Here is a 26,322-nt window from a genome sequence, read left to right as displayed (position 1 = left end):
TATATTCAGAATGAATACGGATAAGGAGGATAATACTTAAAGATGAAATCAAAAAGTCTGCTGACAACTGTAATTTTACTCACAATTCCCTTTTCCTCGGCATTTGCGTCAGAGGGCCTCAATTCAGGGGACACGGCCTGGATGATCGTCTCAACAGCGCTGGTCATGATGATGACGCCGGCGGGCCTGGCCCTGTTTTATGGGGGTATGTCCAGGTATAAAAACCTGCTCAATACCTTTGCCATGACCTTTGTGGCGTATTGCCTGGCCAGCATTGTCTGGATGGTGTGGGGCTACAGCCTGGCCTTTGGACCCAGCAAAGCCGGCATTGTCGGGGGGTTGAGCCATCTTTTTCTGTCCGGTATCGAGGTGGGCAGCCTTTCGGGAAGCATTCCCACTTATGTGTTTGCACTCTTTCAGATGACCTTTGCCGGCATCACGGTTGCCCTGGTTCTGGGCTCGGTGGTTGATCGCATGAAATTTTCTTCGTGGATCATTTTTACGGTTTTGTGGGTCACGTTCATCTATTGCCCTGTCGCCCATTGGGCCTGGGGGGGCGGTTGGATGGGAAACATGGGCGCTTTAGACTTTGCGGGGGGAACCGTGGTTCATATCAACGCCGGGGTGGCCGGCCTGGTGCTGGCGCTGGTGCTTGGTAAACGCATCGGCTACGGCAAAGAGGCCATGTTTCCTTCCAGCATCTCGTTTACCGCCATCGGGGCGGCACTGTTATGGTTTGGCTGGTTCGGCTTTAATGCCGGCAGCCAGCTGGCCGCCGATGGCCTGGCCGGCTCGGCTTTTCTGGTGACCAATACGTCAGCGGCCATGGGCGCACTGGCCTGGATGTTTGCCGAATGGATGATCGACAAAAAACCCACGGTTCTGGGGCTGGCTTCGGGAATTGTGGCCGGGCTGGTGGCCATTACCCCGGCTGCTGGGTTCGTTAACCTGCCGGCTGCGCTGATTATCGGGCTTGTGGCCGGCCTCCTGGGCTTTTATTTTGTGGCTAAAGTCAAGCACAAACTGGGCTATGATGATTCCCTGGATGCATTCGGGGTTCATGGCATGTGCGGTCTCTGGGGTGCGCTGGCCACCGGTCTGTTTGCCAATCCAGCGGTAAACGAGGCTGGCAAGGGGTTATTTTATGGCAATCCCGGCCAACTCTGGATCCAGTTTGTTTCCATCGTCGGCACTGCTGCATTCAGCGCCATCGGCACCCTGATTGTGATTTATGTCACCAAATTATTAACCGGCGGTTTGCGTGTCACCGAAGAGACAGAGGTGGCCGGGCTCGACAGCTCCATCCATGGAGAAAGAGGTTTTGAAATTCTATAAACCGCATTGATGCACTCAGAAAAGAATAATTCATTAACGCCAAAGAGGAGATCAAAACATGAAAAAAGTTGAGGCGATCATCAAGCCCTTTAAACTCGATGACGTCAAAGAGGCCCTGAATAAAATCGGCATTCAGGGGATGACCGTGTCCGAGGTCAAAGGATACGGGCGTCAGAAAGGCCACAAGGAAATCTACCGCGGCGCCGAATACGCGGTTGATTTTATACCCAAAATCAAAATCGAAATCGTCACCGATGCCGACCAGGCCGATCAGGTCGTTGAAACCATCCGGGAGGCCGCCAACACCGGTAAAATCGGAGACGGTAAGATTTTTGTGATCCCAGTAGAGCAGGCGTTGAGGGTGCGAACCGGCGAGACCGGTTCAGACGCCCTCTAGTTTCCATCACAACAGAATGCCCCCATATCCGAAGCTGTATTGGTGGATGTATTCTGGATGCTAACACGATACAGGTTAAGCCCGTTGCCCGTTTGCCCGTTAGCCGGCGAAAAATAAGAACAGACAGGGTTTCCGATTTGAACGGGCACAACCGGCCTAACCGGACAACCTGAAAATGATAGCGAATAACTTTCAATCAGCCCATAGGTTCCATGAATTTAAACTAAAAATATATAACCAAAATACAAAGGAGGAATGGTCTAATGACACCCAAAGAAGTATTGGACATGGCAAAGGAAAACGGCGCGAAAGTCGTTGATCTGCGGTTTATGGATTTTCCGGGATTGTGGCAGCATTTTACGGTTCCGATCAGTGAGCTGGAAGAATCCAGTTTTGATGATGGATACGGTTTTGACGGCTCCAGTATTCGCGGCTGGCAGCCGATTCATGCCAGCGACATGCTGGTCGTCCCTGATCCGGCGACCGCCAAAATGGACCCATTTTATGAGGCGCCGACCCTGGTATTAATCTGCAACATCGTGGATCCGGTCACCCGGGAAGCCTATACCCGCGATCCCCGCAACATCGCCCAAAAAGCAGACGCCTATCTAAAAAGCAGCGGTATTGGCGATGTGGCTTATTTTGGCCCGGAGGCCGAATTTTTTATCTTTGATGATATTCGGTTCGAATCCACCCGCTATGCCGCTTTTTATGAAATCGATTCGGTAGAAGGCAACTGGAACACCGGCCGGGATGAAGGCCCCAACCTGGGTTACAAACCGCGCCACAAAGAAGGCTATTTTCCAGTACCGCCCATGGATAAATTCCAGGATCTGCGCACCGAGATGCTGCTGACACTTGAGAATCTGGGTATCGAGGTCGAAGCCCAGCATCATGAAGTGGCCACCGCCGGTCAGGCCGAAATTGACATGCGCTTCAAACCCCTGATGCAGATGTCGGATCAGCTCATGTGGTTTAAATATGTGCTCAAAAATGTGGCCTACCGCCACAATCATACCGTTACATTTATGCCCAAACCCCTGTTCGAGGACAACGGCACCGGAATGCATACCCACATCAGCATCTGGAAAGATAATCAACCGCTGTTTGCCGGTGATAAATATGCCGGCATATCCCAGGAAGCGTTGTACGGCATCGGTGGCATCCTCAAGCACTGCCGCGCATTGACCGCCTTTACCAACCCCACCACCAACTCATACAAAAGATTGGTGCCGGGTTTTGAGGCACCTGTGAACCTGGCATACTCCAGCCGCAACCGCAGTGCCGCGGTTCGCATCCCGATGTATTCGGAATCACCAAAGGCCAAACGCATCGAGTTTAGAACCCCGGATCCTTCCTGCAACGGCTACCTGGCGTTTTCAGCGATGCTGATGGCTGTCATAGACGGCATCCAGAATAAAATCGACCCGGGTGATCCGCTCGATAAAGATATCTACAATCTGCCGCCCGAAGAACTGGCCGAAATTCCGTCTGCACCCGGCTCGCTGGAAGAAGCCATTGATGCATTGAAGGCCGATCAGGAATTTTTGTTAAAGGGTGATGTGTTTACGCAGGATGCAATTGACATGTGGATCGAATACAAAACCGAGAACGAAATCAACGATGTCAAACTGCGGCCGCATCCCCACGAATTTTTCCTGTATTATGATATTTAAAATCCGGTTGACCCGTGGGCCGGCTATCCCGTTGTCGGTTAAAAATGAAGCCCCGCTTTAATAAGCGGGGCTTTTTAGCGGAAAACTCTGATAGTTAGAGGCCATTTCAAAACCTCTTTGAAGTCCATTTTGCGGACTTTTGCCCAAAAGCGCTTAGCGATGTGGAGCGCAAAATCTTGAACTGTCTGAGGCGCTAGCCCGAGTTTTCTCCGCCTCAGGCGGATTAGCGTAACGAGCTTAGCGCTTTGCAAAAGCCGCAAACCGGCGGATAAGAGGTTTTTTGAAATGGCTTTTAGGCAGGCGATTTTACCTATAGGATTTATAATCGACGCCGTATTTTTGAGCCTTATAAGCAAATTTTCTGACGGTCGTTTTTAGAATTTCAGCAGCCGTGGTGATGTTGCCCCGGGTGTTTTTGAGGGCATCGATGATCATCTCTTTTTCCAGGCGGGCAACAGCATCTTCCAAAGACAAAGCCGGCACTGTTCCCGATTCTTTGCCGGTTTGCAGGGTCGGTGGCAGGTGGTAGCTGTGAATCACCCCCTCTTCACACAGCAGCACCGCCCGCTCAATGCAGTTTTCAAGCTCTCTGACATTTCCCGGCCAGTGGTATTCCATGAGCATGTCAATTGCCGGTGTCGACAGCCTTTTGATATTTTTATGATTTTCCTTAGCATATCTTTCTAGAAAATAATCCGCCAACAGCAAGATATCGGTTTTGCGCTCGCGCAGCGGTGGCAGATAAATTGGAAACACATTTAAGCGATAGTAGAGATCACCCCTGAAGGTCTCCTCCTCAACCGCATCTTCCAGGTTTTTATTGGTGGCGGCAATGATGCGCACATCCGTTTTCAACGTCCGATGTCCGCCAACGCGCTCAAATTCCTTTTCCTGCAGTATTCTCAACAAATTGGCCTGCACATCCAAACCCAGAGATCCAATTTCATCCAGAAAGATGGTGCCTTTGTGGGCCAGTTCGAATTTGCCGATTTTTAGTTTGATGGCACCCGTAAAGGCACCTTTTTCATGACCAAACAGTTCACTTTCAATTAGATTTACCGGCAAAGCGGCACAGTTGACTTTGACAAATGGTGCTTTGGACCGGTGACTGTTATAGTGGATGGAATTGGCCACCAGCTCCTTTCCGGTTCCGCTTTCACCTCGAATTAGAACGGTGGCGTTGCTCTTGCAGACCTGAGAGATCATTTGAAAGACCTCCCGCATTTTATTGCTGTTGCCGACAATGTTGCCGATACTGTATTTGTCTTTGAGCACACTTTGGAGCCGACGGTTCTCCTCGTGCAACCGTTCCTTTTCCAAGCGGATAGTTTCCAACTTGATCACATGGCTGGCGATCATGGTGGCAATAACCTCAAGCAGTTTCTGGCCGCTTTTGAGCGCGTATGATTTCTGGTAAGGCCGATCAGCTGAGAGGGCACCGATGACCTGTTTGCCCTTTTTGATGGGAACACAAATGAAAGAATGCTCGCGACCCTGTTTCTTTTTGTGGCTGGCGGTGCGGTCCAAAAAATGCGGTTCTTCGCTGATTTTAGGGATCGAAACCGGTTTTCCGGTCTCAATCACTTTGCCGGTGATCCCCTCGCCCAGTTTGTATTTAACACGATTCATGGTGCTTTGCGTCAAACCGTGCGCCACCTCAATGTTAATCTCGTTGCGCAGCGGGTTTAAAATTGTTATAGTTCCCCGCACCATCTTCATGGAACTGGACAAGATGTCAAGCACCTTGTAAAGCGACGTTCTCAATTCCAGATGTTCATTGAGCGTCTTGGTAATTTCATACAGCAAAGTAACTTCTTCAATCGGTTTCATGGCTCAGCACTTTTCAATGTTTTGATATTACGATTTTGTATAGGCCAAATTTAAATAATACAATTTTGTAATAAATAGCAACCCTTTTCTGATACCTAAAATTTTTTAAACTCGTAGCACGCAACCCGAAACACGACACCCATGATATTACACATCGACATGGATGCCTTTTATGCTTCCGTGGAAAAACTGGATGACCCTCGGTTAAAGCATAAATGTGTCATTGTCGGCGGGACTTCCAACCGCGGTGTGGTTTCAGCCGCCAGCTATGAAGCCCGACGCTTCGGGGTTCATTCGGCCATGCCCATCTACCAGGCTAAACAGAAATGCCCCCATGGTGTTTTCCTGCCGCCGCGCATGGGCCGCTATAAAGAAGTATCAAAAAAGGTGATGACCCTGCTCAGGGAATTTTCTCCGTTAGTGGAGCCGGTGTCTATTGATGAAGCCTATGTGGATATCACCGGCAGCCAGCGCCTGTTCGGCACGCCTGAGGAAATCGCCCGGGAAATCAAAAGAAAAATCTACGACAGCTTGTATTTAACCTGCTCTGTGGGGGTGGCACCCAATAAATTTATAGCCAAGATCGCTTCCGACCTTGAAAAGCCCGACGGGCTGACACTGATTTTACCGGATCAGGTGGCGCAGTTTATTGAAGGGCTGGCGATCAAAAAAGTTCCGGGTGTCGGCAAAAAAATGGTGGGCCAGTTGGCGTCAATGGGCATTCGAACCCTGGGGGATGTTCAGCGGCTGCCGGAAAAATCCCTGCTAAAGCACTTGGGAAAATTCGGCCGGAAACTGCGCACGCTTTCTTTGGGCAGCGACGATTCTCCGGTAACACCGCATGCGCCCCATAAGTCCATCAGCAGTGAGCGCACACTGGCGGCTGACACCCATGATGTCAAACTGCTGAAACGGTACCTTCTCAGTCAATCGGCAGAGGTGGCCCGACAGCTCAGGCAAGCCGGGGTGCGTGCCAGAACGATTGTCATTAAAATAAAAAATGCCGACTTTAAAACAGTCACCCGGAGAACGACCATCGCCATTCCCACCCAATCGTCTAAAACCATCTACAAACACGCTGCCCAATTACTGGATGATTTTAAAATTACTGAAAAAATCCGGCTGATTGGTGTTGGCACGACCGGATTTTCAGCAGTAACCGCATCGGTCCAAATGGGACTTTTTGACGAAAACGCCAAACCCTCTGACAATTGGGAAAAAGTCGATCAGGCCGTAGACTCGATCAGTCAGAAGTTTGGCAGAGACGCCATCGGGCGCGCCACCCTTAAAGATTAGCGATAAATGTTTGAACTGTATTTGAGGATAAATGCTATAAAAGCGTGCTTAAAATTTTGGCAATCCAAATAAAATGTTTGCCAAAATAATCCAATTTGAGGTATATTAGCAAATAAAACAAGCCGTTTTAATTTTACGTCCTTCATATCACATAAATTTTTTACACATATAAATTTAACTTTTCTCTAGCATTTCCTGTGCAACTTGGCTATTTCGATGGCCATATGTCATTCAATATATTGCTTTCCAGGCTGCAGAAGTACATAAAACAAATTAATTTCATTTGATATCAATGGCATGCGGATTGGCTTATCATCATGTCGTCCATTGAGATGGTGTGTCATATCTCAGCTAGCCGCTCCGACTTGTTCCACTGATTTTCGATAATATTTGTTTGTTTGGTGACCTACGGGCAGAGGAATTTGACGGTAGAGATGAAAAGGCAGGCAAAACAGATCCGTGACAGATCTTTTTGACTGCCTTTTTATTTTTTAGCCATCCAGAAGGGAATGGACGTGGTTAAAGGCGGCGATCTTATTTGAGTCCTGACAGTTGGTTCAGAAACAGATTGCGCCCAGCAGGCGTTTAAGATGTCAATTCATAGGAGGGGATTGATGAAGACAGAAGTCAACAGACGGTATGAGGATATGTTTGAATTCGTTCCCATCGGCTTTTTTACCTTTGATCAAGAGGGGCAGATCCTGGATGTTTGCTCGACCGGGGCAAGGCTTCTTGGCGAAGACCGCTTGGATTTATTAAATCAGAAGTTTGTTAAATTTATTGTCGATGGCTTCCAGGACGGTTTCCAACAGCACTTCAAAAAAGTTTTGAAATCCGGGAAACGGGATATTTATGATCTGCAATTGTCCGTCAACAATCACTCTTCTTTTTGGGTACAGCTGGAAAGTATCGTCGAGCCGGCTGTCGGAACAAAATTAAACGGACACCAATTCATCACCGCCATAACAAATATCACCCATCGTAAGCAGGCCGAATGCGCCTTGCAGGAAACCCGTGATGATTTGGAACGCCGTGTGAATGAGCGCACCGCCGAACTGGAAAAAATCAATGTGAGCTTAAAAAATCAAATATCAGAATGCGAACAGGCCAAGCTGGCTTTGTACGAATCCGAGCTCAAATATGCCACCCTGGTCGAGGACGCTTTGATCGGCGTCTATATCAGCCAGGACAATAGAATTGAATTTGCCAATGACAGATTTGCCGATATCTACGGCTATTCAAAGGACGAACTCATCGGCCGGAACACCCTGGATCTGGTCCACCCGGACGATCGGCAGCTGGTCGAACAACTAAGAGAAAAGCGCCTTAATGGAGAAAAAGTGCCGGTTGAATATGAAAGCAGAGGCCTGAAAAAAAACGGCGATACCATATGGGTCGCACGAAGCTTGTCCCAGATTACCTATAAAGGGCGTCCGGCCATTTCAGGAATTGTCTCCGACATCAGTAAGCGCCGCAGAGCTGAAGAGGCATTACGCAAATCAGATAAGGAATTGCGGGTTTTGTCCAACCAGCTTTTATCGGCTGAAGAAAAGGAAAGAAAAAGAATTGCCCGGGAGTTACATGACAGTATTGGGCAAGCTCTCAGCGCTATTAAATTCAGTGTGGAAAACGCGATGCGCGAACTGCGTTCCGTAGCCAATCCCGTGGACCTTGGATCTCTGGAGGCCGTTATCCCTTTGACGCAGAAAACCATTGAAGAAGTCCGCAGAATCGTAAAAGACCTACGCCCTTCCATTCTGGATGATTTGGGTATTCTGGCAACCATCAAATGGTTTTGCCGCGAATTTCAAAATGTTTACCCTATAATTCGGATTGAGACCAATATTGACATTGATGAAACCGACATCCCCCTATATCTGAAAACGACAATTTACCGTATTATGCAGGAGGCCTTGAATAATGTCGCCAAACACAGCAAGGCCAATGTCGTTTATCTGCAGCTACAAAAAGCCGATCCCGCTATCCATTTGACCATTCAGGATAACGGTCGCGGCTTTAATTTGCACCAGGCCATGGACATTCAAACTTCTTTGCGAGGATTTGGTCTTGCCAGTATGCGGGAGCGAGCCGAAATGTCCGGCGCACGTTTTGAGATTAGTTCAACAGCAGAGAAAGGTACAACCATACAGGTTGTCTGGGCCGATGAGCGTTGAGAATTAGGATTTCAGATGTGTTCGGGTAAGATCATCTCAAGTGGCCACCACCCCAATCCCCCTTAGCGCTACACAAGTCCCTGCTCGATGGCAAATGTGGTCAGCGCAGCGGCATTGTGCAGGTCCAGTTTTTTCATCAGATTTGCCCGGTGTTTTTCTACCGTTTTTAAGCTGATGAAAAGATCGGATGCAATTTCCTTATTCTTATAACCTTCCGCTATCAGTTTTAGTATTTCCCGCTCTCGCGGTGAAAGTAGACTCAGCCTTGGGCTGGGTGTCCGGCTGTCTTTACCTTCCAGGTATCCTTCAATCACCTGCTCGGAAACACCGGGGCTCAAATATGTTTTGCCTTTCATGACGTTTTGGACGGCTAGCATGAGCTCTACATGGGTGGCATCTTTGAGGACATACCCGTCAGCTCCCGCCTGCAGGGTAGTCCGCAGATATTCTTCCGCTTTATGAACGGTCAGGGCAATGATCTTTATGGCGGGATGTTTCCGTTTGATTTCTCTGATGGCATCCATACCGGTCATACGCGGCATCGACAGATCCATCACCACCAGTTCCGGCACCAGCTTTTCAATCTGGCGTATTGCTTCGCGACCATCGGCGGCTTCACCGACGACTTCAAATTTTGGATCAGCAGAAAAAAGGGCCCGTAATCCTTCCCTGAGAATCGTATGATCTTCTACCAGAACAATTCTGATTGTCTTATCCATATCGCCTACCTGGATACTGTATTACCCTACCCCAATCAGTTGTGTATACCGTCTTTTTCAGACAATTATAAAGACTTTATAGACCTCAGTATACAGGCCGATTCAACCCAAAATACAGCTTTATTTTGCCCAATATACATTGTTTCGCCAATTTATCAAGCCGGCAATCTTTAGTACATATGAGATGCCATGGTGTCGACGGTTTGTCCGATATAGGAATCTGAGAACACCATCTTTTTGAGGGATAATCGACCAGTAACCTCACTCAACAGAGGAGCCAGTCCTGCATGTTTAGAATCCTAATCATTGATCCGAATATCCCGTTTAGAAAATCCCTCAGCAAAATCATCAATGATCGTTTTCCTCGTACTGAGATCCATGAAGCCTCGACCGGTGACCAGGGGCAGATCAGGCTGCAAATGACCACACCCGCATTGGTCTTTATCGATATTTATTTGCCCGATCAAAATGGCCTTGATTTAGCCAAGACTATCAAGGCTGTGTACCCGGAAATCATCATTGCTATTTTTGCCATGTACGATTCGCCGGAATATCAGGCGGCTGCAAATGATTCAGGTGTCGAATACTTGATTCCAAAAGACGATTGGACCGGCGCGGATATTCTTACGTTACTTGAATCGATTTTAGCGGATGCCGGCACATCCCGGCGTATCCATTTCAACAAAAAATGAACTGTGACTGCGTTTTATAAAAAACTTAGTAAAAATGAAAGGAGGTGGTCGAAAGCACCTAATGCATTTTAAATCAAACAATACGCCTGTAACACCTTAACCAAGGAGGAGTTCAAGATGAAAAATTGTTCACAATTAGGCCTTTTTACATTGGCAATCGCCCTGACCATGCTGTTAATCTTACCTGCCGCCCAGGCGGTGGATTTTAAAATTTCCGGCCAGATCAACCGCGCCGCCCTCTGGGGTGACAACGGCGAAGATGACGATATCAAATTTGTCGACAACGATAACTCGTCCACCCGCTTTCGTTTCACCGGCGGCAATGACTTTGATGATGCCTGGCGCGTCGGCATTGTCTGGGAAGTTGAAATGCAGTCCAACGCCTCAAACGATACCGACATCGATATCGGTGAAAACGATGATACCTCTGATGTGGATTTCAACGAGCGTAAAATTGAGTTTTATGTGAATCACAACACCTTCGGCCGGCTCTGGCTCGGTCAGGGAGACACGGCCTCCAACGGCACCTCTGAAGTAGATCTGTCCGGCACTTCTGTGGTCAACTATTCTTCCATCGAAGATATGGCCGGTGGTTTCAATTTCCGCGATGATGATAATAATATTATCACATCCGTCGGCAGTGCTTTCAGCAATTTTGACGGCTTCAGCCGCCGGGACCGCGTGCGCTATGATACACCCAAATTCGGGCCGGTCTATTTCTCGGCCAGTTACATGAACGGCCAATCCTGGGACTTGGCCGGGCGCTTTGCCTATGAATGGGATGGATTTGGTAAACTGGCGGCCGCTGCCAGCTGGTTGCCCGCCGACACCAATCGCGATCCATTTAAGCAATACAGCGGCTCGATCTCTTTTCTGCACAATTCCGGAATCAACTTGACCGTTTCCGGTGCCAACCGCTATGATACATCCGGAGATGAGGAACCCTGGAACATTTACGGCAAAGTGGGTTATAAATTCGGCAAATGGGCTTTTTCGGTCGACTATACCTACTCTGAGGATGTGGATGTAGAAGATGATGAAGCCACCTCCGTCGGTGTTGCCGCGGTGTGGAACGTATGGGAAAGCGTCGAGCTTTACGGATCTTACCGCTGGCATGATCTGGACCGTGACGATGACCAACGCGGCCCTGGAATTGGTAATGCCGAAGATCTCCATGCGGTCATGATCGGTGGCCGGGTAAAATTCTAGTCAGAAAGGTGAATATGGTTAACAACAATTCAATCCTGTGGATGCTTATATTGATGGGTCTGGCAATTGCCATCTTGATGGGCTGCGGGGCTAAAGGCCGGCCCGCTGAATTCAATCAAACAGCGGGTGAAATGAAAGAAGGCCCCGGCGTTCTCACCGGTGAAGAAGGCGCTCTGGTCGTCTATGACTCCAAACGCGGTGGGGCCTTCCCGCAATTTAAGGGCAATAAAACCATAGACGCTTCTGAAAAAGATGACAAAGATGAAGAATCGCAGCAAGCTTCTAAGAAAGCCGATCAAGATGCATCGACAGCATCGGACAGTTCTGCCGAGTCGCCGCAAATAGCTGCCGGACAGACATCCGCTGGAAAGCAGGTCACGCCGGAAGCAGCTCGGGAATTTCAGGAATTTCAGGAATGGAAAAAAGAGCAACAGGAATTCCGGGAATTTCAGGAATGGAAAAAAACATCACAGGGTGCGGCTGAATACAAGGAATTCCTGGAATGGAAAGAGTGGAAGTCCTACCAGGAATGGAAAAAACAACAGGGACAATAAGCTGTACTGCAAATCGTTTTTGCTGTTTTTCCTGAACGACCCGTCAGGGCATTCAGGTGATTCACAATAGGGGTTTAGCCTATAGGCAGGGCCTGAAAAAGACCCTGCCTTACTTTTTACCGGTTAGATCCAACCTTCGGTCTTTGTATTCCAAAATTTTTTAGTTCATAAATTTTATACCGGCCGATCGTCTTTTGTCCCAATTTGGATACCGGCTTTAGTCGCATCATATAAAAACATCTTACAAAAAGATTTTGCCAACCCATTTACCTTTCGGATCGAGTACTTATTGTTGAATCTGAAAAATGACTAGTACCTGTGAAATGCGGCTATATTTCCCTTGACATACAACATATTGTATGAGATAAATGTTAACTGCACTAAATGATAGGCTAAGTCGGAAAACCGGGTGACCTTAGGCTCTGACCAGAGCTAAACCTAAACGGGTGATGTCCAGCCACATTTGTTACACCGAAACGATGTCCATTTAGCCGAGTCGCATCTTATCACAAGAATAAAACTCCTCACTGCCATACCGGGTAAGATAGCTATCGCTCCGATAGCTGGGGGTTTTTTATTCTTTTAGCAAAGAAGGCCATACCCAATTCCATCAAACATCATCTTTGAATCAGGAGCAGCGTAATGGGGCGTAAAGGCAAATTTTTAGTGACCAACGAAGGCAGTTTTGATCTAGGCACCTACACCTGGGACGATCAGCTGTTTAGCGACATTCTCATCCGTGAAAACCCAATCGACAGCGATCAGGCCATGGGAATCAGTCGCTCCCTACGCAAAGAAATATCGAATCTGGAAATCAGCACCATTCCGGTTTCGTTCATCGAAAAAATGATTGAAGCCAAGTTAATGGAATTCGGGCTGACAAAACCATCGCCGATTCGACTGGACAAATCGATTTTTATAAAAAACCGTCTGAACATCTCTGACAACGCCAAGCGAGTGTTAAAAAGGCGTTATTTGAAAAAGAACCGCAAAGGCAAAGTGATCGAAACCCCTGAGCAAATGTTTCGGCGGGTTGCCAGACACATTGCCAAAGCTGAAAAAAAATATGGCACGCCCTCTGCCGAGCAGGTCGAAAAGTGGGAGGAAATCTTTTACACCATGATGACCGATGGTCAGTTTCTACCCAATTCACCAACGCTGATGAATGCCGGACGCCGGTTGGGACAGCTGGCAGCCTGCTTTGTCCTGCCGGTGGAAGACAGCATGGAGGGCATTTTTGGGGCCTTGCATCATGCAGCCCTGATTCATAAATCCGGCGGTGGTACCGGGTTTGCATTTTCAAGGTTGCGCCCTAAAAACAGCACGGTTGGCACCACCGGCGGTGTGGCCTCGGGTCCAGTGTCATTTATGAAGATTTTTAACACCGCCACCGAGCAGGTCAAACAGGGCGGCACACGCCGCGGAGCCAACATGGCTATTTTACGGGTCGACCACCCGGATATTATGGAATTTATTTTCAGCAAAGAAGACAACAGCGAGCTCAATAATTTTAACATCTCCGTGGGGGTCTCTGATGATTTTATGGAAGCCATCGATAAACAGGAAGACTATGATCTGATCGATCCCCGCGATCAAAAAGCCGTCAATCGCTTAAATGCTGCTGAAGTCTATCAAACGCTGATAAAGCAGGCCTGGAAAAACGGCGATCCGGGTATCATATTTTTGGACCGCATCAACCGCGACAATCCCACACCGCAACTGGGTGATATCGAAAGCACCAACCCCTGTGGTGAGCAGCCATTGCTGCCCATGGAGGCCTGTAATCTGGGATCGATCAACCTGGCCAAATTTGTGCTCGAAAATGGTGATGGGCCGAAGATCGATTTCGAGGGTCTAAAGAAAGTTATCGGCTGGAGCGTCCGTTTTTTAGACAACACCATCGACAAATCCAAATATCCGCTGCCGGAAATCAATGAGATGGTTCACGGAAATCGCAAAATCGGCCTGGGGGTGATGGGGTTTGCCGATATGCTGTATCAGCTCAAAATTCCCTATAACTCTGAAGAAGCTTTGGAAACTGCCGAATCGGTCATGCGATTCATCCAGGAAAATGCCCACGAAGCTTCCCAGCATCTGGCCGAAGAGCGCGGCGCATTTCCCAATTGGGAAGGCAGCATCTACAAGGACCAGGGCATCAAACTGCGCAACGCCACCACAACCACCATTGCGCCCACAGGCACACTGAGCATTATCGCCGGCTGCTCAAGCGGCATTGAGCCCCTGTTTGCGCTAAGCTTCGTGCGCAACGTCATGGACAATGATAAACTGCTCGAAGTCAATCCGTATTTTGAAGAAGTGGCCAATGAGCAGCGCTTTTACAGCCGCGAATTAATGGATGAAATTGCCAAAAGAGGCAGTATCAGAAAAATTAAACAAATACCCAAAGAGGTCCGAAAGGTCTTTGTCACGGCCCATGATATTTCACCGGAATGGCATATTCGGATGCAAGCAGCATTTCAAAAATATACCGATAATGCCGTTTCCAAAACCGTCAACCTACCTCATGATGCCACCGAAGACGACGTTATGAAGGTCTACAACCTGGCCTATGAGCTGGGCTGTAAGGGGGTCACCATCTATCGGGACGGCAGCAAAGAAAACCAGGTGCTGTCCTTTTCTCGCAACGAAAAGCTGAACAGCAAATTCCTGACCGCCGTCAAAGAACGACCTGATACGCTTGAAGGCTTTACGACCAAAATGAAAACCGGATACGGCCATCTTTATGTAACTGTTACTGAATATGACAGCCAGCCTTTTGAAGTGTTTGCCACCATCGGTAAATCCGGTCGCTCGACCACCGCTAAAACAGAGGCCATTGGGCGTCTGGCATCTTTGGCGCTTAGATCAGGTGTTAAAGTCAATGACATCGTGGACCAGTTAAAAGGAATCGGGGGGGAACATCCGATTTTCCAGAACGGTGGTTTGGTGCTGTCCATACCCGATGCCATCGCCCGGGTGCTGGAAAACAGATATATGTCCGGCAATGCCGTTAGAAGTCGCAAAACCGAGCACAGCCTTTTGGGTGAAAAATGCCCTGAATGCGGCCAGACCGTCAGCTTTGAGGAAGGATGTATACTTTGCCACTTCTGTGGGTTCAATAAATGCGGCTAAAATGGGTATTAGAGGCTTCATCTTTTGCCCGCTGACTGCGTTATATTCCAGTTTAAAATACTCGCGTACTCCGTGTACGCTCCGTTATTAAACTGAAATACGCCTTGTCATCGAACAAAATCTAAAACCTCTAATACCCATTTTACTTTAACTTTTCTTCAGAAAATTTCACGCCGTTTGAACACCTTAATACATGAAATCAAGATGTAAAATCCCGCAGCATGCGGGAGCCCTCAAACAATATCTAAATCTTTAAGGCCATTTCTACTTTTTTCCTCCAAAATCTAAAGCCCCTGATACCCGTTTTACTTTTATAATTCATGATGGGATACATAGTTCAAGATACAGAATTAGGCACCTTAAATTAAAAGGTAGATATAGCTAAAGCTTTAAAACCATTTCAACCCTATTAAAAAGGCAGCGCCATTAAGAGGCGCTGCCGTTTGGTTATGAGGGCAAAGAGGGATTATTTTTTGACAACGTTCATACCGTCTGGGGTGTCCTGGACCTGATAGCCCAGGGCTTCGATCTCGGCGCGCAGCTGATCGGAAGTTGCAAAATCCTTTTCTTGCCGGGCCTGCTGGCGGGCAGCAACCAGTTTTTCAACTGCCTCGGGTAGGGCTTCGGCTTGATCAAGTTGATCCAAGCCCAATCCCATCACCCGATCAAAATCCATTATCGTGCGGTACTTTTGAGCATCACTGATTTTGCTTTTTAGCATTTCCTGGATCACGGCCATCGCCCGGGGCATATTCAAATCATCATTGATGATTTCAGTAAATTTATTTTTAAATTCAGTGTTAATACCAGTTTCAGAGTCGATGCCGGCAGCGGCTATTTGGCGCACCTGATTTTGGACATGCAGCAGGCCATTACGGGCGGCTTCGATGCCCTCATCGCTGTATTCCATGGGTTTGCGGTAATGGGTTAAAAATGATGCAAAGCGATAAACCAACGGATTGATATCCTTTTTCAGAAACGCATTTTCAAGTGTCAGAAAATTTCCCTCGCTTTTGGCCATTTTTTTCCCACCCTGAATGATCAGAAAAGCGCCGTGCATCCAGAAATTGAAAAAAGGTTTGCCCGTGGCCGCTTCAGATTGAGCAATTTCATTGGTGTGGTGAACATCAATATGATCGGTGCCGCCGCAGTGAATGTCCAACTGCTCACCTAAAAATTTCATGCTCATGGCTGAGCATTCCAGATGCCAGCCGGGAAAGCCCACGCCCCATGGGGAGTCCCATTCCATCTGCCGTTTTGAACCCTGCGGGGAAAATTTCCAGAGGGCAAAATCCGTGGGATTGCGTTTTTCCGGGTTGCGTTCGACCCGAGCGCCTTCCTTAAGGGCCTCAAGATCCTGATGGGACAGTTTGGTGTAATCCTTAAATTTGGATGTATCAAAATATAGGCCGTCAGCGGTTTGGTAGGTGTAGCCCTTTTCTTCCAGAGTCTTAATGAGGGCAATCTGCTCGGGTATGGTATCGGTGGCTTTTACCCAGATGTCCGGCGCCAAAATATTGAGGTGTTCAATGTCCTTTTTAAATGACTGGGTGTAATATTCGGCAATATCCCAGGCGCTCTTGCCTTCGCGGGCAGCGCCCGCTTCCATTTTGTCTTCACCCATATCGCGATCACCGGTTAAGTGGCCTACATCGGTGATATTCATGACATGCTTGACCGCATACCCATTGTAGAGCAGCACCCGCTTTAAAATGTCTTCAAAAATATAGGTCCGCAAGTTACCGATATGGGCGTAATTATACACTGTCGGGCCGCAGGTATACAACCCAACGGCACCGGTATCAATTGGTTCAAAAAGCTGTTTTTTACGCGTCAGTGAATTGTATAGATATACATGCATGGCATTTGAACTGAAATGAGTAAAAAGTAGTTGTTCGCATGTTTGAGAAAGCTACTTAGCAAAAAACACGATTCGGATTCAATAAAATTCATCGTTTCAATGAGAAAATCTTGGTTGAATCAAACTAAAATGTTGATTGATTATTAACATAATACATCTATTCAACGATGGAACCAGAAAGGCACAAAAGGAAAATTAAAATCTCAGGACACAATTTACAAAGACAACGGAGTATGCTAAACATCATTTTTTGTGTTTTTGCGTGCAGACCTTTAGCGTCTATAAATAGCATAAATAAACCATTTAGCACACATAGGAGTATCAAACATGACCGTAGAACGTGAAAGTATCGATTTTGATGTCCTGTTTGTCGGCGGCGGGCCGGCCAGTCTAGCAGGTGCCATTAAACTGATGCAATTGGCCAAAGAGAAAAATCTGGAGCTGGAAGTGGCCCTGATCGAAAAAGGTGCCGAAATTGGCTCGCATGCCCTAAGCGGTGCTGTCATGGATCCAATTGCGCTCAATGAGCTCATGCCGGATTACGCGGACAAGGGGTGCCCCGTTGAAACCACAGTTCGGGGAGATGAATTTTATTATTTAACCGAAACCTCAGCCATCCCGGTGCCGTTTGTACCCAAACCTATGCACAACACGGGAAGTCTGATCATCAGTCTCTCCCGTTTCACCCGCTGGCTGGGGCAGGTGGCCGAAGAGATGGGGGTTAACATTTTTCCCGGGTTTGCCGGCAAAGAAGTCCTTTACGCTGAAGACGGAAAAACCATTGTCGGCGTTCGTACTGGTGACCAGGGCATTGGACCCGACGGGGAACCCAAATCAAATTTTGAGCCTGGCATCGATTTAAAAGCCAAAGTTACCGTATTCGGGGAAGGCGCCCGCGGCAGCCTCTTCAAGGAAATCGATAAGAAGCTAAACCTGATGAAAGGCAAGATGCCCCAGGTTTTTGAGACCGGCATCGAAGAGGTCATTGAGCTGCCTGAGGAATCCAATTATTTTAAAACCAGTAAAGGTAACGATATTCACCTGATGGGCTATCCCATCGGGCTGTATATTCCCGGTGGCGCGTTTATCTACGAGATGGCCGACAACCGTCTAACCTTGGGATTTCTGACAGGACTTTGCTATGAAGATCCCCTGCTGGATTTGTATGATACCTTTATCAAATTCAAAAGCCACCCGTTTGTCGCCAATATCATCAAGGGCGGCAAGGTTGTTGAAGCTGGTGCCAGAGCAGTGGCCACCGGCGGATACTATACATTGCCCAAACTGGCAGTTGACGGGGGTCTATTTGTCGGCGCCAGCGCTGGTATTCAGTATATGCCGGGATTAAAAGGCATCCATATTTCCATGAAATCCGGCATGCTGGCGGCGGAGGCCATCATCTCAGCGGTGGAGAAACAAAACTTTGACGAGCAAACTTTGCAAACCTATGGCGACTTGTTTGAAAACAGCTATATTAAAAAACAGCTGTACGAGGGCCGCAATTTTTACCAGGCCCTTTCAAAAACCAACCCGATGAAGTTTATTCACCTGGGCGCTCAATACGTTACCGGCGGGCGCGGTTTTGTGGATAAAATGCCGCTGGAGGAAGATTATACGACGCTCAAACCGCTCAATGGCGAGCAGGCGGACATTACGACCGTGGATCCCAAAATCTATGACGGCGAGCTGTTCGTGGACAAGCTTACCAGTGTTTATCTGTCCAAGACCAAACACCGCGAAGACCAGCCGTCGCATATCATCGTGCACGACACTGATCTTTGTATTAACACCTGTTATCCCAAGTATCGCAGCCCCTGCACCCGATTTTGCCCGGGAGAAGTCTATGAAATTGAAACCGATGATAAAACCGGCGATAAACGCTTGAAATTGAATCCCTCCAACTGTTTGCACTGCAAAACCTGTGATATTAAGGATCCCTTTGAAAATATCACCTGGACGTGCCCGGAGGGCGGGGAAGGACCGGGATACACGCTATTATAGATTATTACAGAAGTCAGAAGACAGATAGAAATGCATTTTACGCATCCGCGCTTGCCAGGGCTGTAACCGCGGATGTTTTGTTGAGGGAAAGCAGAAAGGTGCTGTAAAAATGAAAAATTTTTTTATTAATTTTGCCATCTTATTCTTTGTCGCTTTTTTGCTGGCATTACCAGAAATCGTTTCAGCCGGTGATAAATACCAACAGATGATCAATTGCGATTTACATGCCGGGCCATGCACGCAGTCGCTTTCAGAAAATTCGGTGACTCTTGAGGTAGCCCCTAGGCCTGTAAAAGCGCTACAGGACCTGTCGTTTAAGCTTACCCTAACGGGAAAACCATCTCAATCGACTGAGGCGCCCTATATTGATCTGGGTATGCCGGGTATGAATATGGGCCCCAATCGCGTGCAGCTTAAACCCGCCGGCAACAATACCTATACGGGCGATGGTGTTATCGTCAAATGCCCCAGCGGCCGCCGAACCTGGCAGGCAACAATCACCATCCCCGGTACGGGCCAAACCCAATTTATCTTCGATGTCATCTACTGATACCCTATTGCTGCTGTATCTTTCCTCCGGTTTTACCATCGGTTTTGGCCATTGCATTGGCATGTGCGGACCGATTGTGGTCAGCTTTAGTCTCAACCTCAAAGAAAAAAGTATCTTCATCCCCCAGCTGCTGTATCACCTCGGCAGAATTTGTACCTACGCCATCTTGGGAGGGGTGGTGGCCGCTGCCGGATCCCTAACCATGGTAACGGCTCACATCGACACAATTCAAAAAAGCGTGATGATCCTCACGGGCGTCTTGATTATGATGATGGGGCTGGCCATGGCCGGCTGGATTCCACTTGGCAGGGTCTTCGGGGATCATTCCAGTCCAGGGGGGATTATACTCAAGGGATTTGGAAGCTTGCTAAAGGCAAAATCCACCCTGGTCTATCTGCCGCTGGGGTTGCTGCTAGGGTTGCTGCCTTGCGGCCCGGTATATACGGCGCTGCTGGGCGCCACCCGCGCCGGTATGGATGCTAGCTCCACACAGCAGAGTATTTTGACCGGTATGGGGTTGATGACCGCTTTTGGGCTCGGGACCGTTCCGGCGCTGTTTCTGGTGGCCAAACTGGCCGATATGGGTTGGCTTAAATCAAGAGCCCTAATTTACAAAGTGGGTGCGGTTTTGATGATCATCGTCGGTCTTGTATTTGTCATTAAAGCCATTCACTTTTAGAAGTGGCTGCAAAACCCCATCTAAGGCCCAATGGCGATGTATTCCCTCGCATTGAAATGCTCACGTACTCCGTGTACGCTCCACTTCCAATGCGCGGGAAGCCTTGCCCTTGAACCTAATCTGGGCTTTTGCAGCCACTTCTTGTTTTCACAGGATACGGTCAAATTTACACTTTGATAGACCGTAAAACTATTATTGCCTTGATTTCAAAAATGAGTATACTTAGAAAACACAGTTAGAGAAATGAAGTAAAACCAGTTCTGATCGGCATCTTTGTATCATCGTAAAACTGGAGCCTTGCTATGTTTGAAGAAGATGTATTAATTGCTTTTGGTCTCACCTTGTTCGCCGGGCTGGCCACCGGTATCGGCAGCGCTTTAGCGTTTTTTGCCAAACGCACCAATACAAAATTTCTTTCATTGGCCTTGGGTTTTTCTGCCGGCGTAATGATATATGTCTCCTTTGTCGAAATCTTCGCCAAGGCCAGGGATGCACTCGCTGAAGAGTTCGACCCTGCCAAGGCTACCTGGATAACGGTGGCCGCCTTTTTCGGCGGAATTTTTTTAATCGCTATCATCGATAAGCTGGTACCGTCTTTTGAAAATCCCCATGAAATCCGCGGTATCGAAGAAATGGGTTCGGAACAGGTCCATGACAAAAACCGCAAGCTTTTACGAATGGGGATGTTCACCGCCTTGGCCATTGCCATTCATAACTTTCCTGAAGGCCTGGCAACATTTGCAGCCGCCCTGTCTGATCCGGCCCTGGGTTTGTCCATCGCGGTGGCCATCGCCATTCACAACATCCCGGAGGGTATTTCGGTATCGGTCCCAATTTATTATGCTACCGGTAGCAAAAAGAAGGCCTTTTTCTATTCCTTTCTTTCCGGAGTGGCCGAGCCCGTCGGTGCCCTCATCGGATATTTTATTCTGCTAAATTTCTTTAGCGATTTTATTTTCGGCGTCCTGTTTGCAGGGGTTGCCGGTATCATGGTATTTATTTCGCTGGACGAATTGCTGCCGGCCGCCCAAAAATACGGCGAACATCATCTTTCTATTTACGGCCTCATCCTGGGGATGGCTGTCATGGCTTTAAGCCTGCTGCTTTTTATGTAATACCTTCTTTTTATTAAATAATTATTGTTGAGGGCAATATCATAAATCGAAAGATATATTTGATTAGTTTAACATTTATGATGATGATGTTGAGCAATCCCACGTGTATTTTTGCGGCTGAAGAAACGCCGACGATGATGTGCGATGAAGGTGTGGTGCGAATCGGGGATTCAACTGTTGATGTAAGAGATGATTGCGGTGAACCCAACACTCAGACACCAGACCAATGGGTGTACGATTTTGGTCCTTCCCAATCCTTCACCGTTATATTCAAAGATGGAAAGGTCGTGCGTATCTTGGAAAGCCATTGATGGGGGTTGATTTCGGGCGCTCCCTATTTTAGAGGTGGCGTCTAACACCTGCTTATCAGCAACCGGTTGATAGGTAGGCCAGCAGCAGTCTTAGAGCAAAAGATCTCGTGTGCGGATAGCTGTGGGCGGTTTGTTTTTAAGAATTTGTCTTTGACACCGGTTCGAACTGTCTTAGATTATTTCATTAAAAAAGCGAAGATAAGCAGGGTGACGAATGGCTGACCGTACTATCCAAAATAGACACAAGCGAATCAAATATAAGGCATCCATTACGCTTGAAGACAAGCGTACAGGGTATCACTATCCTGGCACCCTGCAAAATTATAGTAAAAGCGGCCTGTATTTCGAATCTGCCTATGCCCAGCAACCGGGTCGCAAAATCCGCATCACATCTGACAACCTGCCTTTTAGCAGCAGTAACAATGGACATTTTGCTAAAGTCGTATGGCGAAAATTATTGACCCATAAACAGTCGACCCATTTGTTTGGTGTTGGGGCCAAATTCTGTTAGGCCGAAGATGTTCACAGCCTTCCTTTTCTAACGATCGCCACCAGCAGCCAGATTCCCATGATGGCAGCGACCAGATATCCAATAATACCGATCAATGAGATACCGTAAACAAGCGGGGGAATTTCGGATATAACAATCAACGCCGACCCGATCACAAGAGCGGCAATGATGATCGCAAAAGATATACGGTTGCTGGTTTGATCCTGGGTGGCCAGCAAGGTTTCAAGCCCTTTGTGCTCCAGTTGAAGACTCAGTCTTTGCTGTCGGATCATGCCGGTCAGATCCATCAAATCTTTGGGAAACTGCTGTAGAAATTGAACCAGCCGCGACAGCATCTCGTATACGTCAGTGGACATCCGTTTGGGGCTGAAACGTTCAAGCTTTATTTGCTGGATGAAGGGCCTGGCATGCGCAATTAGGTCAAATTCCGGATTCAGCGCCCGGCCCACTCCTTCAATCGAACTCAACGCTTTGATCATCAGGAAAATATCGGGCGGCAGCCGCAGGCGAAAGCGCATTGTTAAGTGCAGCAAATCCTGCAGCAGCTTTCCGATTTCCATATGCTTTAGAGGCTTGTAGAAATGACGCCCCATAAAATCAGCGATTTCCCTTTCAAGTGAGCGAATATCCGGCTCTTCGTCCCAATCGGTCAAATTTAACAGCGCCTGGGCGGTTCTGACCTCCTGCTGATGCACCACACTGTCTATCAAATCGACAAATGTTTCACGTGTGGCGCGATCTACAAGCCCCATCATGCCGTAGTCTACCAGGCAGATAACATTGTCTGCCAGGACAAAAATATTGCCAGGATGAGGGTCGGCATGAAAAAAGCCATGATCGAAGGCTTGTTTGAGCACCAATCCGACAATCCGGTCCGCAATGATTTTGTGATCGAGTCCAGATTCTGCGATTCCAGCAATATTGGATACCTTAATGCCCTCGATCAATTCGGTCGTCAGGACACGTGATGTAGAGAGCTCTCTGAAAACTGCCGGGATGTAGATATGGGATTGGTCCAGAAATCGGCGGGCAATGCGCTCCATGTTGGTGGCTTCGATGCGATAATCGATTTCCTTTTCTAAGGTACGCGCAAATTCATCGACTATTTTAACCGGCCGATGGATTTCAAACTCTTTGATGTGGCGCTCGGCAAGAGTAGCCAAATGTAGCATAATTTCAAGATCGACCTCGATGACCTTCTGGATGCCGGGTCGCTGAAATTTGACGGCAACGGACTCTCCATCTTTAGTTACAGCTTTGTGCACCTGACCGATGGAAGCGGATGCCAGCGGCTGATCATCGAGCTGATTGAACAATTCTTCAGCGGATGCACCAAATTCTGATTCAATAACCGTTTTGACATCTTCAAAATCAAATGGCGGGACTTCATCCTGAAGCCGGGTAAGTTCAGTGAGGTAATCTGCCGGCACCAGATCCGGGCGTGTTGAAAGGATCTGGCCGAGTTTGATATAGGTCGGCCCCAGCTCTTCGAATGCCATTCTCAGCCGCTGGGGCCGTGATAGTTTTTCAACCCGGTCAGATCGTTTTCTTGAAATGGCCGACAGCCCGGCGCTAATGTATTGGTCAATACTTAGCCGGTCCAGCAGATCCCCGAACCCATACTTGAACAGAATTGCTAGAATCTGCCGATAGCGATTCAAATGTCGATACGTCCGTCCGATGACGCCTATTTTTCGAATACTTAGCATCTGAATCCTTCGGGACGCACGTCTTTGCGCTTCTTGGCCATCTTGGCGTTGCTGCCGGCAGTTTACTTCTTGGCCCTGGTGGTGCGAGCGCGAGTTTTGGTTTTTGCACGACTGGTGGTTTTTCTGGCTGTCGTCTTGGCCCGCTTTTTGGTCGCGGTGGTCTTACGTTTTTTAGCGGCAGGCGCCTTGCGTTTTTTGGCGGCCTTTTTGGTAGCACGTTTTTTAGGTTTCGCCGTTCCGGTTGCTTTCTTGAGCTGTCGGATGTCCCTTTTCAAAGCCTTTATGTCGGCAGCGGTGGCGATATCCATCTTTTTTAAGATATCTTTAACCACTTTTTCTATGTAACTGCCCGTCTTTTTCTGGGTGTCATCATAGCGTTTTTTCATATCCTTCAAAAATTTAGACCCCTCTTTATCAGACATCTTTGCCTTTTTGACGAGTTCCTTGGAAAGCACTTCTACTTCATCCCAGGTTTTGTGCGCCAGGTCTGCTCCAGCCAAATACGTCTTCTTTAACATTTCAAACATTCTGAACTCCCTTCTTCTCCTGTAGAATCCGATTTAAGAATTTATAGAATTCATAACCGAAAAGATCTTTTGCAAATAATACCCAATTATATAACAGGATTGCTAAAAAACAACTCTCAAAAACGGTTGCACCCGTTTCCCGCTTGTCAGCCTTTGGCAGGTTATCCCGTTTGCCGGCTAAATAACATCAAACACTTTTTTTGTTAAACAGAACCCGTCTGTTTTCCTTGCTACTGGCAAACCTGATTAAATGACTTAGTTAGCAAACGCGCTTATTGTAGTAATCGATGTAATGATCGGTAGATGTGTTTTAAAAGGAATGATTATAAAGTAAATTTCCTGTCTGGAGCCGGGATATTTTTTTCAAGGTCAAGGCTGACTCTAATTAGAGGCGGGATAAGTGCTTTGGCATATTTTACATGGGTCAGCGAGGGACTCAATATTTGATGGTAAAAATTGATTCGAGGATTTTAAAATTAAGTGAATTTCCGGCTATAATTGAGAGATTTTTTTGAATATAAAATCTGAACCTATTTCAAAAATAGTAGATTACATCAAAGGCATTTGGTGACCTACAAGAACAAGAGAGATATTGTAGGAAGTAAATTGATGTTTTTAAAATGCTACTCTGAGAAATGATAATTTGTAAATAGATTGTATTTCCAGTCTGGAATCGAGATATTTTTTTCAAGGTCAAGGCAGACTCAAATTTTGACCACAGACATACACATAGTATATCGCGGATCAAAATTTGAGTCTAACGCAGAGATTGGAAAAAATAGCCGTTTCCAGACTGGAAATGGGAATTATTTGATTTTGCCGAGGATGGCGCTGGCAATAGTATTCTTCTGGATCTCCTTAGTGCCTTCATAGATTTCACAGATTTTAGCATCGCGGTAAAAACGTTCAACTTCGTACTCCGTCATATAACCGTACCCGCCTAACAATTGAATGGCCTCATCTGCGACTTCAACTGCCGTTCGGGCAGCATACATTTTGGCCATCGAGGTCAGTTTGGGATCAATGCGACCCTTATCAAAGTTCCAAGCGGCCTTGTACGTGATCAGCCGGGCAAGGTCTATTTTGGTGATCATGTCGGCCAGTTTGTGTTGGGTGACCTGAAACTGGGCAATTTTTCGGCCAAACTGCTCGCGCTCTTTCACATAGGCCAGAGCGCGATCATAAGCGCCCTGGGCTGTGCCCAACGCCTGAGCCGCCACCAAAATGCGACTTTCGTCAAAAAATTCAAGCACCTGGTAAAACCCTTTACCCTCTTCACCGATGAGATTGTCAAGCGGCACGCGCACATCCTTGAAATTGACCTCGGCGGTGGTCATCATGTGGATGCCCATCTTATCGCCAACATCGGCGGCTGTAATACCTTCACGCTCGGCTTCCACCAAGATCAGGCTGATGCCTCTATAGGAGGGCTGACACTCCGAATCCGTCTGGCACATCACAGAATAAAACCCTGCCATTCCCCCGTTGGTAATAAAGGTTTTAGTGCCGTTGATGACCCATTCATCTCCTTCACGCACTGCGGTGGTGTCCAGGGAAGTTATGTCTGATCCGTGGCCCGGCTCGGTAAAGGCACCGCTGGATAGCATCTGACCTTCGGCAACCGGAGGTAAAAATTTCTGCTTTAATGCTTCACTGCCGAAACGCAGCACGCATTCCGATGCAAAGCTGGATAGAATGATCGCAGCGCCGATGGATGAATCTCGAGCACAAAATTCATCGGCAATGATTATATTTTCAAGAACGCCGAGATCCTGCCCGGAATAGGCTTCAGGAAAATGGACCCCCACAAATCCTAAATCACATGCTTTTTTCCAGATTTTAGTGGGAAATTCATGTTTGCGGGACAACTCCAGGGCCAGATCTTTATCGAATTCGCCTTTTGCGAATTCCCGTGCTGCTTTTTGAATCTCTTTTTGAGACTTGGTTAGTTCAAAGTCCATATATATCCTCCGCATACAGATTGTTATGTTAGAATAACGAGAATTGGGATTATCATATCAACGGCTGATTTTCAAGCTGTTTG

21 protein-coding genes are annotated in these 26,322 nt (G+C 47.6%); 15 read left to right on the top strand and 6 right to left on the bottom strand.

Going from position 1 to position 26,322, the window contains the following annotated elements; genetic code table 11:
- Nucleotides 1-42 precede the first annotated feature (42 nt).
- From QNJ26_05125 to glnA, 3 genes are all read left to right on the top strand, one after another.
- A complete protein-coding gene (locus QNJ26_05125) occupies nt 43-1,335 on the top strand; it encodes an ammonium transporter (GenBank protein ID MDJ0984906.1) in 1,293 nt (430 codons plus the stop codon).
- Nucleotides 1,336-1,393: 58 nt separating this feature from the next.
- A complete protein-coding gene (locus tag QNJ26_05120; protein MDJ0984905.1) occupies nt 1,394-1,732 on the top strand; it encodes a P-II family nitrogen regulator in 339 nt (112 codons plus the stop codon).
- A 263-nt stretch (nt 1,733-1,995) separates the two neighbouring features.
- Nucleotides 1,996-3,408: a type I glutamate--ammonia ligase gene (gene glnA / locus QNJ26_05115; GenBank protein MDJ0984904.1), complete on the top strand. Its 1,413-nt coding sequence runs from the start codon at nt 1,996-1,998 to the stop codon at nt 3,406-3,408.
- A 306-nt stretch (nt 3,409-3,714) separates the two neighbouring features.
- On the opposite strand, the gene QNJ26_05110 is transcribed toward glnA, so the two are convergent.
- Nucleotides 3,715-5,238 (bottom strand): sigma 54-interacting transcriptional regulator, encoded by a 1,524-nt coding sequence (locus QNJ26_05110; protein ID MDJ0984903.1) that lies wholly within the window; start codon nt 5,236-5,238, stop codon nt 3,715-3,717.
- Between the two features lie 141 nt (nt 5,239-5,379).
- On the opposite strand from QNJ26_05110, the gene dinB reads away from it, so the two are divergent.
- Nucleotides 5,380-6,534 carry a DNA polymerase IV gene (gene dinB, locus QNJ26_05105; GenBank protein MDJ0984902.1) on the top strand — a complete coding sequence of 385 codons (1,155 nt, stop codon included), beginning with the start codon at nt 5,380-5,382 and terminating at the stop codon, nt 6,532-6,534.
- Between the two features lie 614 nt (nt 6,535-7,148).
- Entirely contained in the window at nt 7,149-8,708 is a 1,560-nt protein-coding gene (locus tag QNJ26_05100) for a PAS domain S-box protein (protein MDJ0984901.1), read from the top strand.
- Between the two features lie 68 nt (nt 8,709-8,776).
- On the opposite strand, the gene QNJ26_05095 is transcribed toward QNJ26_05100, so the two are convergent.
- Nucleotides 8,777-9,427, bottom strand: coding sequence for a response regulator transcription factor (locus tag QNJ26_05095; protein ID MDJ0984900.1), 651 nt, complete (start codon nt 9,425-9,427; stop codon nt 8,777-8,779).
- 287 nt (nt 9,428-9,714) lie between these two features.
- On the opposite strand from QNJ26_05095, the gene QNJ26_05090 reads away from it, so the two are divergent.
- The 4 genes from QNJ26_05090 (at nt 9,715) to QNJ26_05075 (ending at nt 15,014) form a co-directional block, all read left to right on the top strand.
- Nucleotides 9,715-10,119, top strand: coding sequence for a response regulator (locus QNJ26_05090; protein ID MDJ0984899.1), 405 nt, complete (start codon nt 9,715-9,717; stop codon nt 10,117-10,119).
- Nucleotides 10,120-10,236: 117 nt separating this feature from the next.
- A complete protein-coding gene (locus QNJ26_05085; GenBank protein ID MDJ0984898.1) occupies nt 10,237-11,328 on the top strand; it encodes a porin in 1,092 nt (363 codons plus the stop codon).
- Between the two features lie 14 nt (nt 11,329-11,342).
- The gene (locus tag QNJ26_05080; protein ID MDJ0984897.1) at nt 11,343-11,882 is read left to right on the top strand and encodes a hypothetical protein; all 540 of its coding nucleotides are present in this window, start codon (nt 11,343-11,345) and stop codon (nt 11,880-11,882) included.
- 642 nt (nt 11,883-12,524) lie between these two features.
- Nucleotides 12,525-15,014, top strand: coding sequence for a vitamin B12-dependent ribonucleotide reductase (locus QNJ26_05075; GenBank protein MDJ0984896.1), 2,490 nt, complete (start codon nt 12,525-12,527; stop codon nt 15,012-15,014).
- 466 nt (nt 15,015-15,480) lie between these two features.
- Here QNJ26_05075 and cysS read toward each other — a convergent pair whose 3' ends face one another.
- Nucleotides 15,481-16,875, bottom strand: a complete 1,395-nt coding sequence (cysS, locus tag QNJ26_05070; protein MDJ0984895.1) for a cysteine--tRNA ligase — start codon at nt 16,873-16,875, stop codon at nt 15,481-15,483.
- A gap of 327 nt (nt 16,876-17,202) precedes the next feature.
- Between cysS and QNJ26_05065 the strand changes: the two genes are divergently transcribed.
- The 6 genes from QNJ26_05065 (at nt 17,203) to QNJ26_05040 (ending at nt 22,042) form a co-directional block, all read left to right on the top strand.
- On the top strand, nt 17,203-18,876 hold the full coding sequence (locus tag QNJ26_05065) for an electron transfer flavoprotein-ubiquinone oxidoreductase (protein MDJ0984894.1): 1,674 nt from the start codon (nt 17,203-17,205) through the stop codon (nt 18,874-18,876).
- A 109-nt stretch (nt 18,877-18,985) separates the two neighbouring features.
- The gene (locus QNJ26_05060) at nt 18,986-19,426 is read left to right on the top strand and encodes a hypothetical protein (GenBank protein MDJ0984893.1); all 441 of its coding nucleotides are present in this window, start codon (nt 18,986-18,988) and stop codon (nt 19,424-19,426) included.
- Nucleotides 19,413-20,105: a sulfite exporter TauE/SafE family protein gene (locus QNJ26_05055; GenBank protein MDJ0984892.1), complete on the top strand. Its 693-nt coding sequence runs from the start codon at nt 19,413-19,415 to the stop codon at nt 20,103-20,105. The genes QNJ26_05060 and QNJ26_05055 overlap by 14 nt, the downstream gene beginning before the upstream one ends.
- A gap of 302 nt (nt 20,106-20,407) precedes the next feature.
- Complete coding sequence (gene zupT / locus QNJ26_05050; protein MDJ0984891.1) at nt 20,408-21,220, top strand: zinc transporter ZupT; 813 nt, start codon at nt 20,408-20,410, stop codon at nt 21,218-21,220.
- Between the two features lie 59 nt (nt 21,221-21,279).
- On the top strand, nt 21,280-21,531 hold the full coding sequence (locus QNJ26_05045) for a DUF2845 domain-containing protein (GenBank protein ID MDJ0984890.1): 252 nt from the start codon (nt 21,280-21,282) through the stop codon (nt 21,529-21,531).
- Between the two features lie 214 nt (nt 21,532-21,745).
- A complete protein-coding gene (locus QNJ26_05040; GenBank protein ID MDJ0984889.1) occupies nt 21,746-22,042 on the top strand; it encodes a PilZ domain-containing protein in 297 nt (98 codons plus the stop codon).
- Between the two features lie 11 nt (nt 22,043-22,053).
- Here the strand turns inward: QNJ26_05040 and QNJ26_05035 are convergent, their stop codons facing one another.
- The 3 genes from QNJ26_05035 to QNJ26_05025 form a co-directional block, all read right to left on the bottom strand.
- Nucleotides 22,054-23,751: an AarF/UbiB family protein gene (locus tag QNJ26_05035; GenBank protein ID MDJ0984888.1), complete on the bottom strand. Its 1,698-nt coding sequence runs from the start codon at nt 23,749-23,751 to the stop codon at nt 22,054-22,056.
- A gap of 62 nt (nt 23,752-23,813) precedes the next feature.
- Nucleotides 23,814-24,278 (bottom strand): hypothetical protein, encoded by a 465-nt coding sequence (locus tag QNJ26_05030; GenBank protein MDJ0984887.1) that lies wholly within the window; start codon nt 24,276-24,278, stop codon nt 23,814-23,816.
- 806 nt (nt 24,279-25,084) lie between these two features.
- A complete protein-coding gene (locus tag QNJ26_05025) occupies nt 25,085-26,239 on the bottom strand; it encodes an acyl-CoA dehydrogenase family protein (GenBank protein ID MDJ0984886.1) in 1,155 nt (384 codons plus the stop codon).
- Between the last annotated feature and the right edge of the window lie 83 nt (nt 26,240-26,322).

The sequence above is a fragment of the Desulfobacterales bacterium genome, assembly GCA_030066985.1.
GTDB lineage: Bacteria > Desulfobacterota > Desulfobacteria > Desulfobacterales > JAHEIW01 > JAHEIW01.
Note: the sequence above shows the minus strand (reverse complement) of the source record. Positions and strands in the feature narration are given on the sequence as shown.

Bases quoted from the DNA above. Each gene is read 5' to 3' on its own strand.
- QNJ26_05125 (MDJ0984906.1), top strand. From the start codon at position 43: ATGAAATCAAAAAGTCTGCTGACAACTGTAATTTTACTCACAATTCCC.
- QNJ26_05120 (MDJ0984905.1), top strand. From the start codon at position 1,394: ATGAAAAAAGTTGAGGCGATCATCAAGCCCTTTAAACTCGATGACGTC.
- glnA (MDJ0984904.1), top strand. From the start codon at position 1,996: ATGACACCCAAAGAAGTATTGGACATGGCAAAGGAAAACGGCGCGAAA.
- QNJ26_05110 (MDJ0984903.1), bottom strand. From the start codon at position 5,238: ATGAAACCGATTGAAGAAGTTACTTTGCTGTATGAAATTACCAAGACG.
- dinB (MDJ0984902.1), top strand. From the start codon at position 5,380: ATGATATTACACATCGACATGGATGCCTTTTATGCTTCCGTGGAAAAA.
- QNJ26_05100 (MDJ0984901.1), top strand. From the start codon at position 7,149: ATGAAGACAGAAGTCAACAGACGGTATGAGGATATGTTTGAATTCGTT.
- QNJ26_05095 (MDJ0984900.1), bottom strand. From the start codon at position 9,427: ATGGATAAGACAATCAGAATTGTTCTGGTAGAAGATCATACGATTCTC.
- QNJ26_05090 (MDJ0984899.1), top strand. From the start codon at position 9,715: ATGTTTAGAATCCTAATCATTGATCCGAATATCCCGTTTAGAAAATCC.
- QNJ26_05085 (MDJ0984898.1), top strand. From the start codon at position 10,237: ATGAAAAATTGTTCACAATTAGGCCTTTTTACATTGGCAATCGCCCTG.
- QNJ26_05080 (MDJ0984897.1), top strand. From the start codon at position 11,343: ATGGTTAACAACAATTCAATCCTGTGGATGCTTATATTGATGGGTCTG.
- QNJ26_05075 (MDJ0984896.1), top strand. From the start codon at position 12,525: ATGGGGCGTAAAGGCAAATTTTTAGTGACCAACGAAGGCAGTTTTGAT.
- cysS (MDJ0984895.1), bottom strand. From the start codon at position 16,875: ATGCATGTATATCTATACAATTCACTGACGCGTAAAAAACAGCTTTTT.
- QNJ26_05065 (MDJ0984894.1), top strand. From the start codon at position 17,203: ATGACCGTAGAACGTGAAAGTATCGATTTTGATGTCCTGTTTGTCGGC.
- QNJ26_05060 (MDJ0984893.1), top strand. From the start codon at position 18,986: ATGAAAAATTTTTTTATTAATTTTGCCATCTTATTCTTTGTCGCTTTT.
- QNJ26_05055 (MDJ0984892.1), top strand. From the start codon at position 19,413: ATGTCATCTACTGATACCCTATTGCTGCTGTATCTTTCCTCCGGTTTT.
- zupT (MDJ0984891.1), top strand. From the start codon at position 20,408: ATGTTTGAAGAAGATGTATTAATTGCTTTTGGTCTCACCTTGTTCGCC.
- QNJ26_05040 (MDJ0984889.1), top strand. From the start codon at position 21,746: ATGGCTGACCGTACTATCCAAAATAGACACAAGCGAATCAAATATAAG.
- QNJ26_05035 (MDJ0984888.1), bottom strand. From the start codon at position 23,751: ATGCTAAGTATTCGAAAAATAGGCGTCATCGGACGGACGTATCGACAT.
- QNJ26_05030 (MDJ0984887.1), bottom strand. From the start codon at position 24,278: ATGTTTGAAATGTTAAAGAAGACGTATTTGGCTGGAGCAGACCTGGCG.
- QNJ26_05025 (MDJ0984886.1), bottom strand. From the start codon at position 26,239: ATGGACTTTGAACTAACCAAGTCTCAAAAAGAGATTCAAAAAGCAGCA.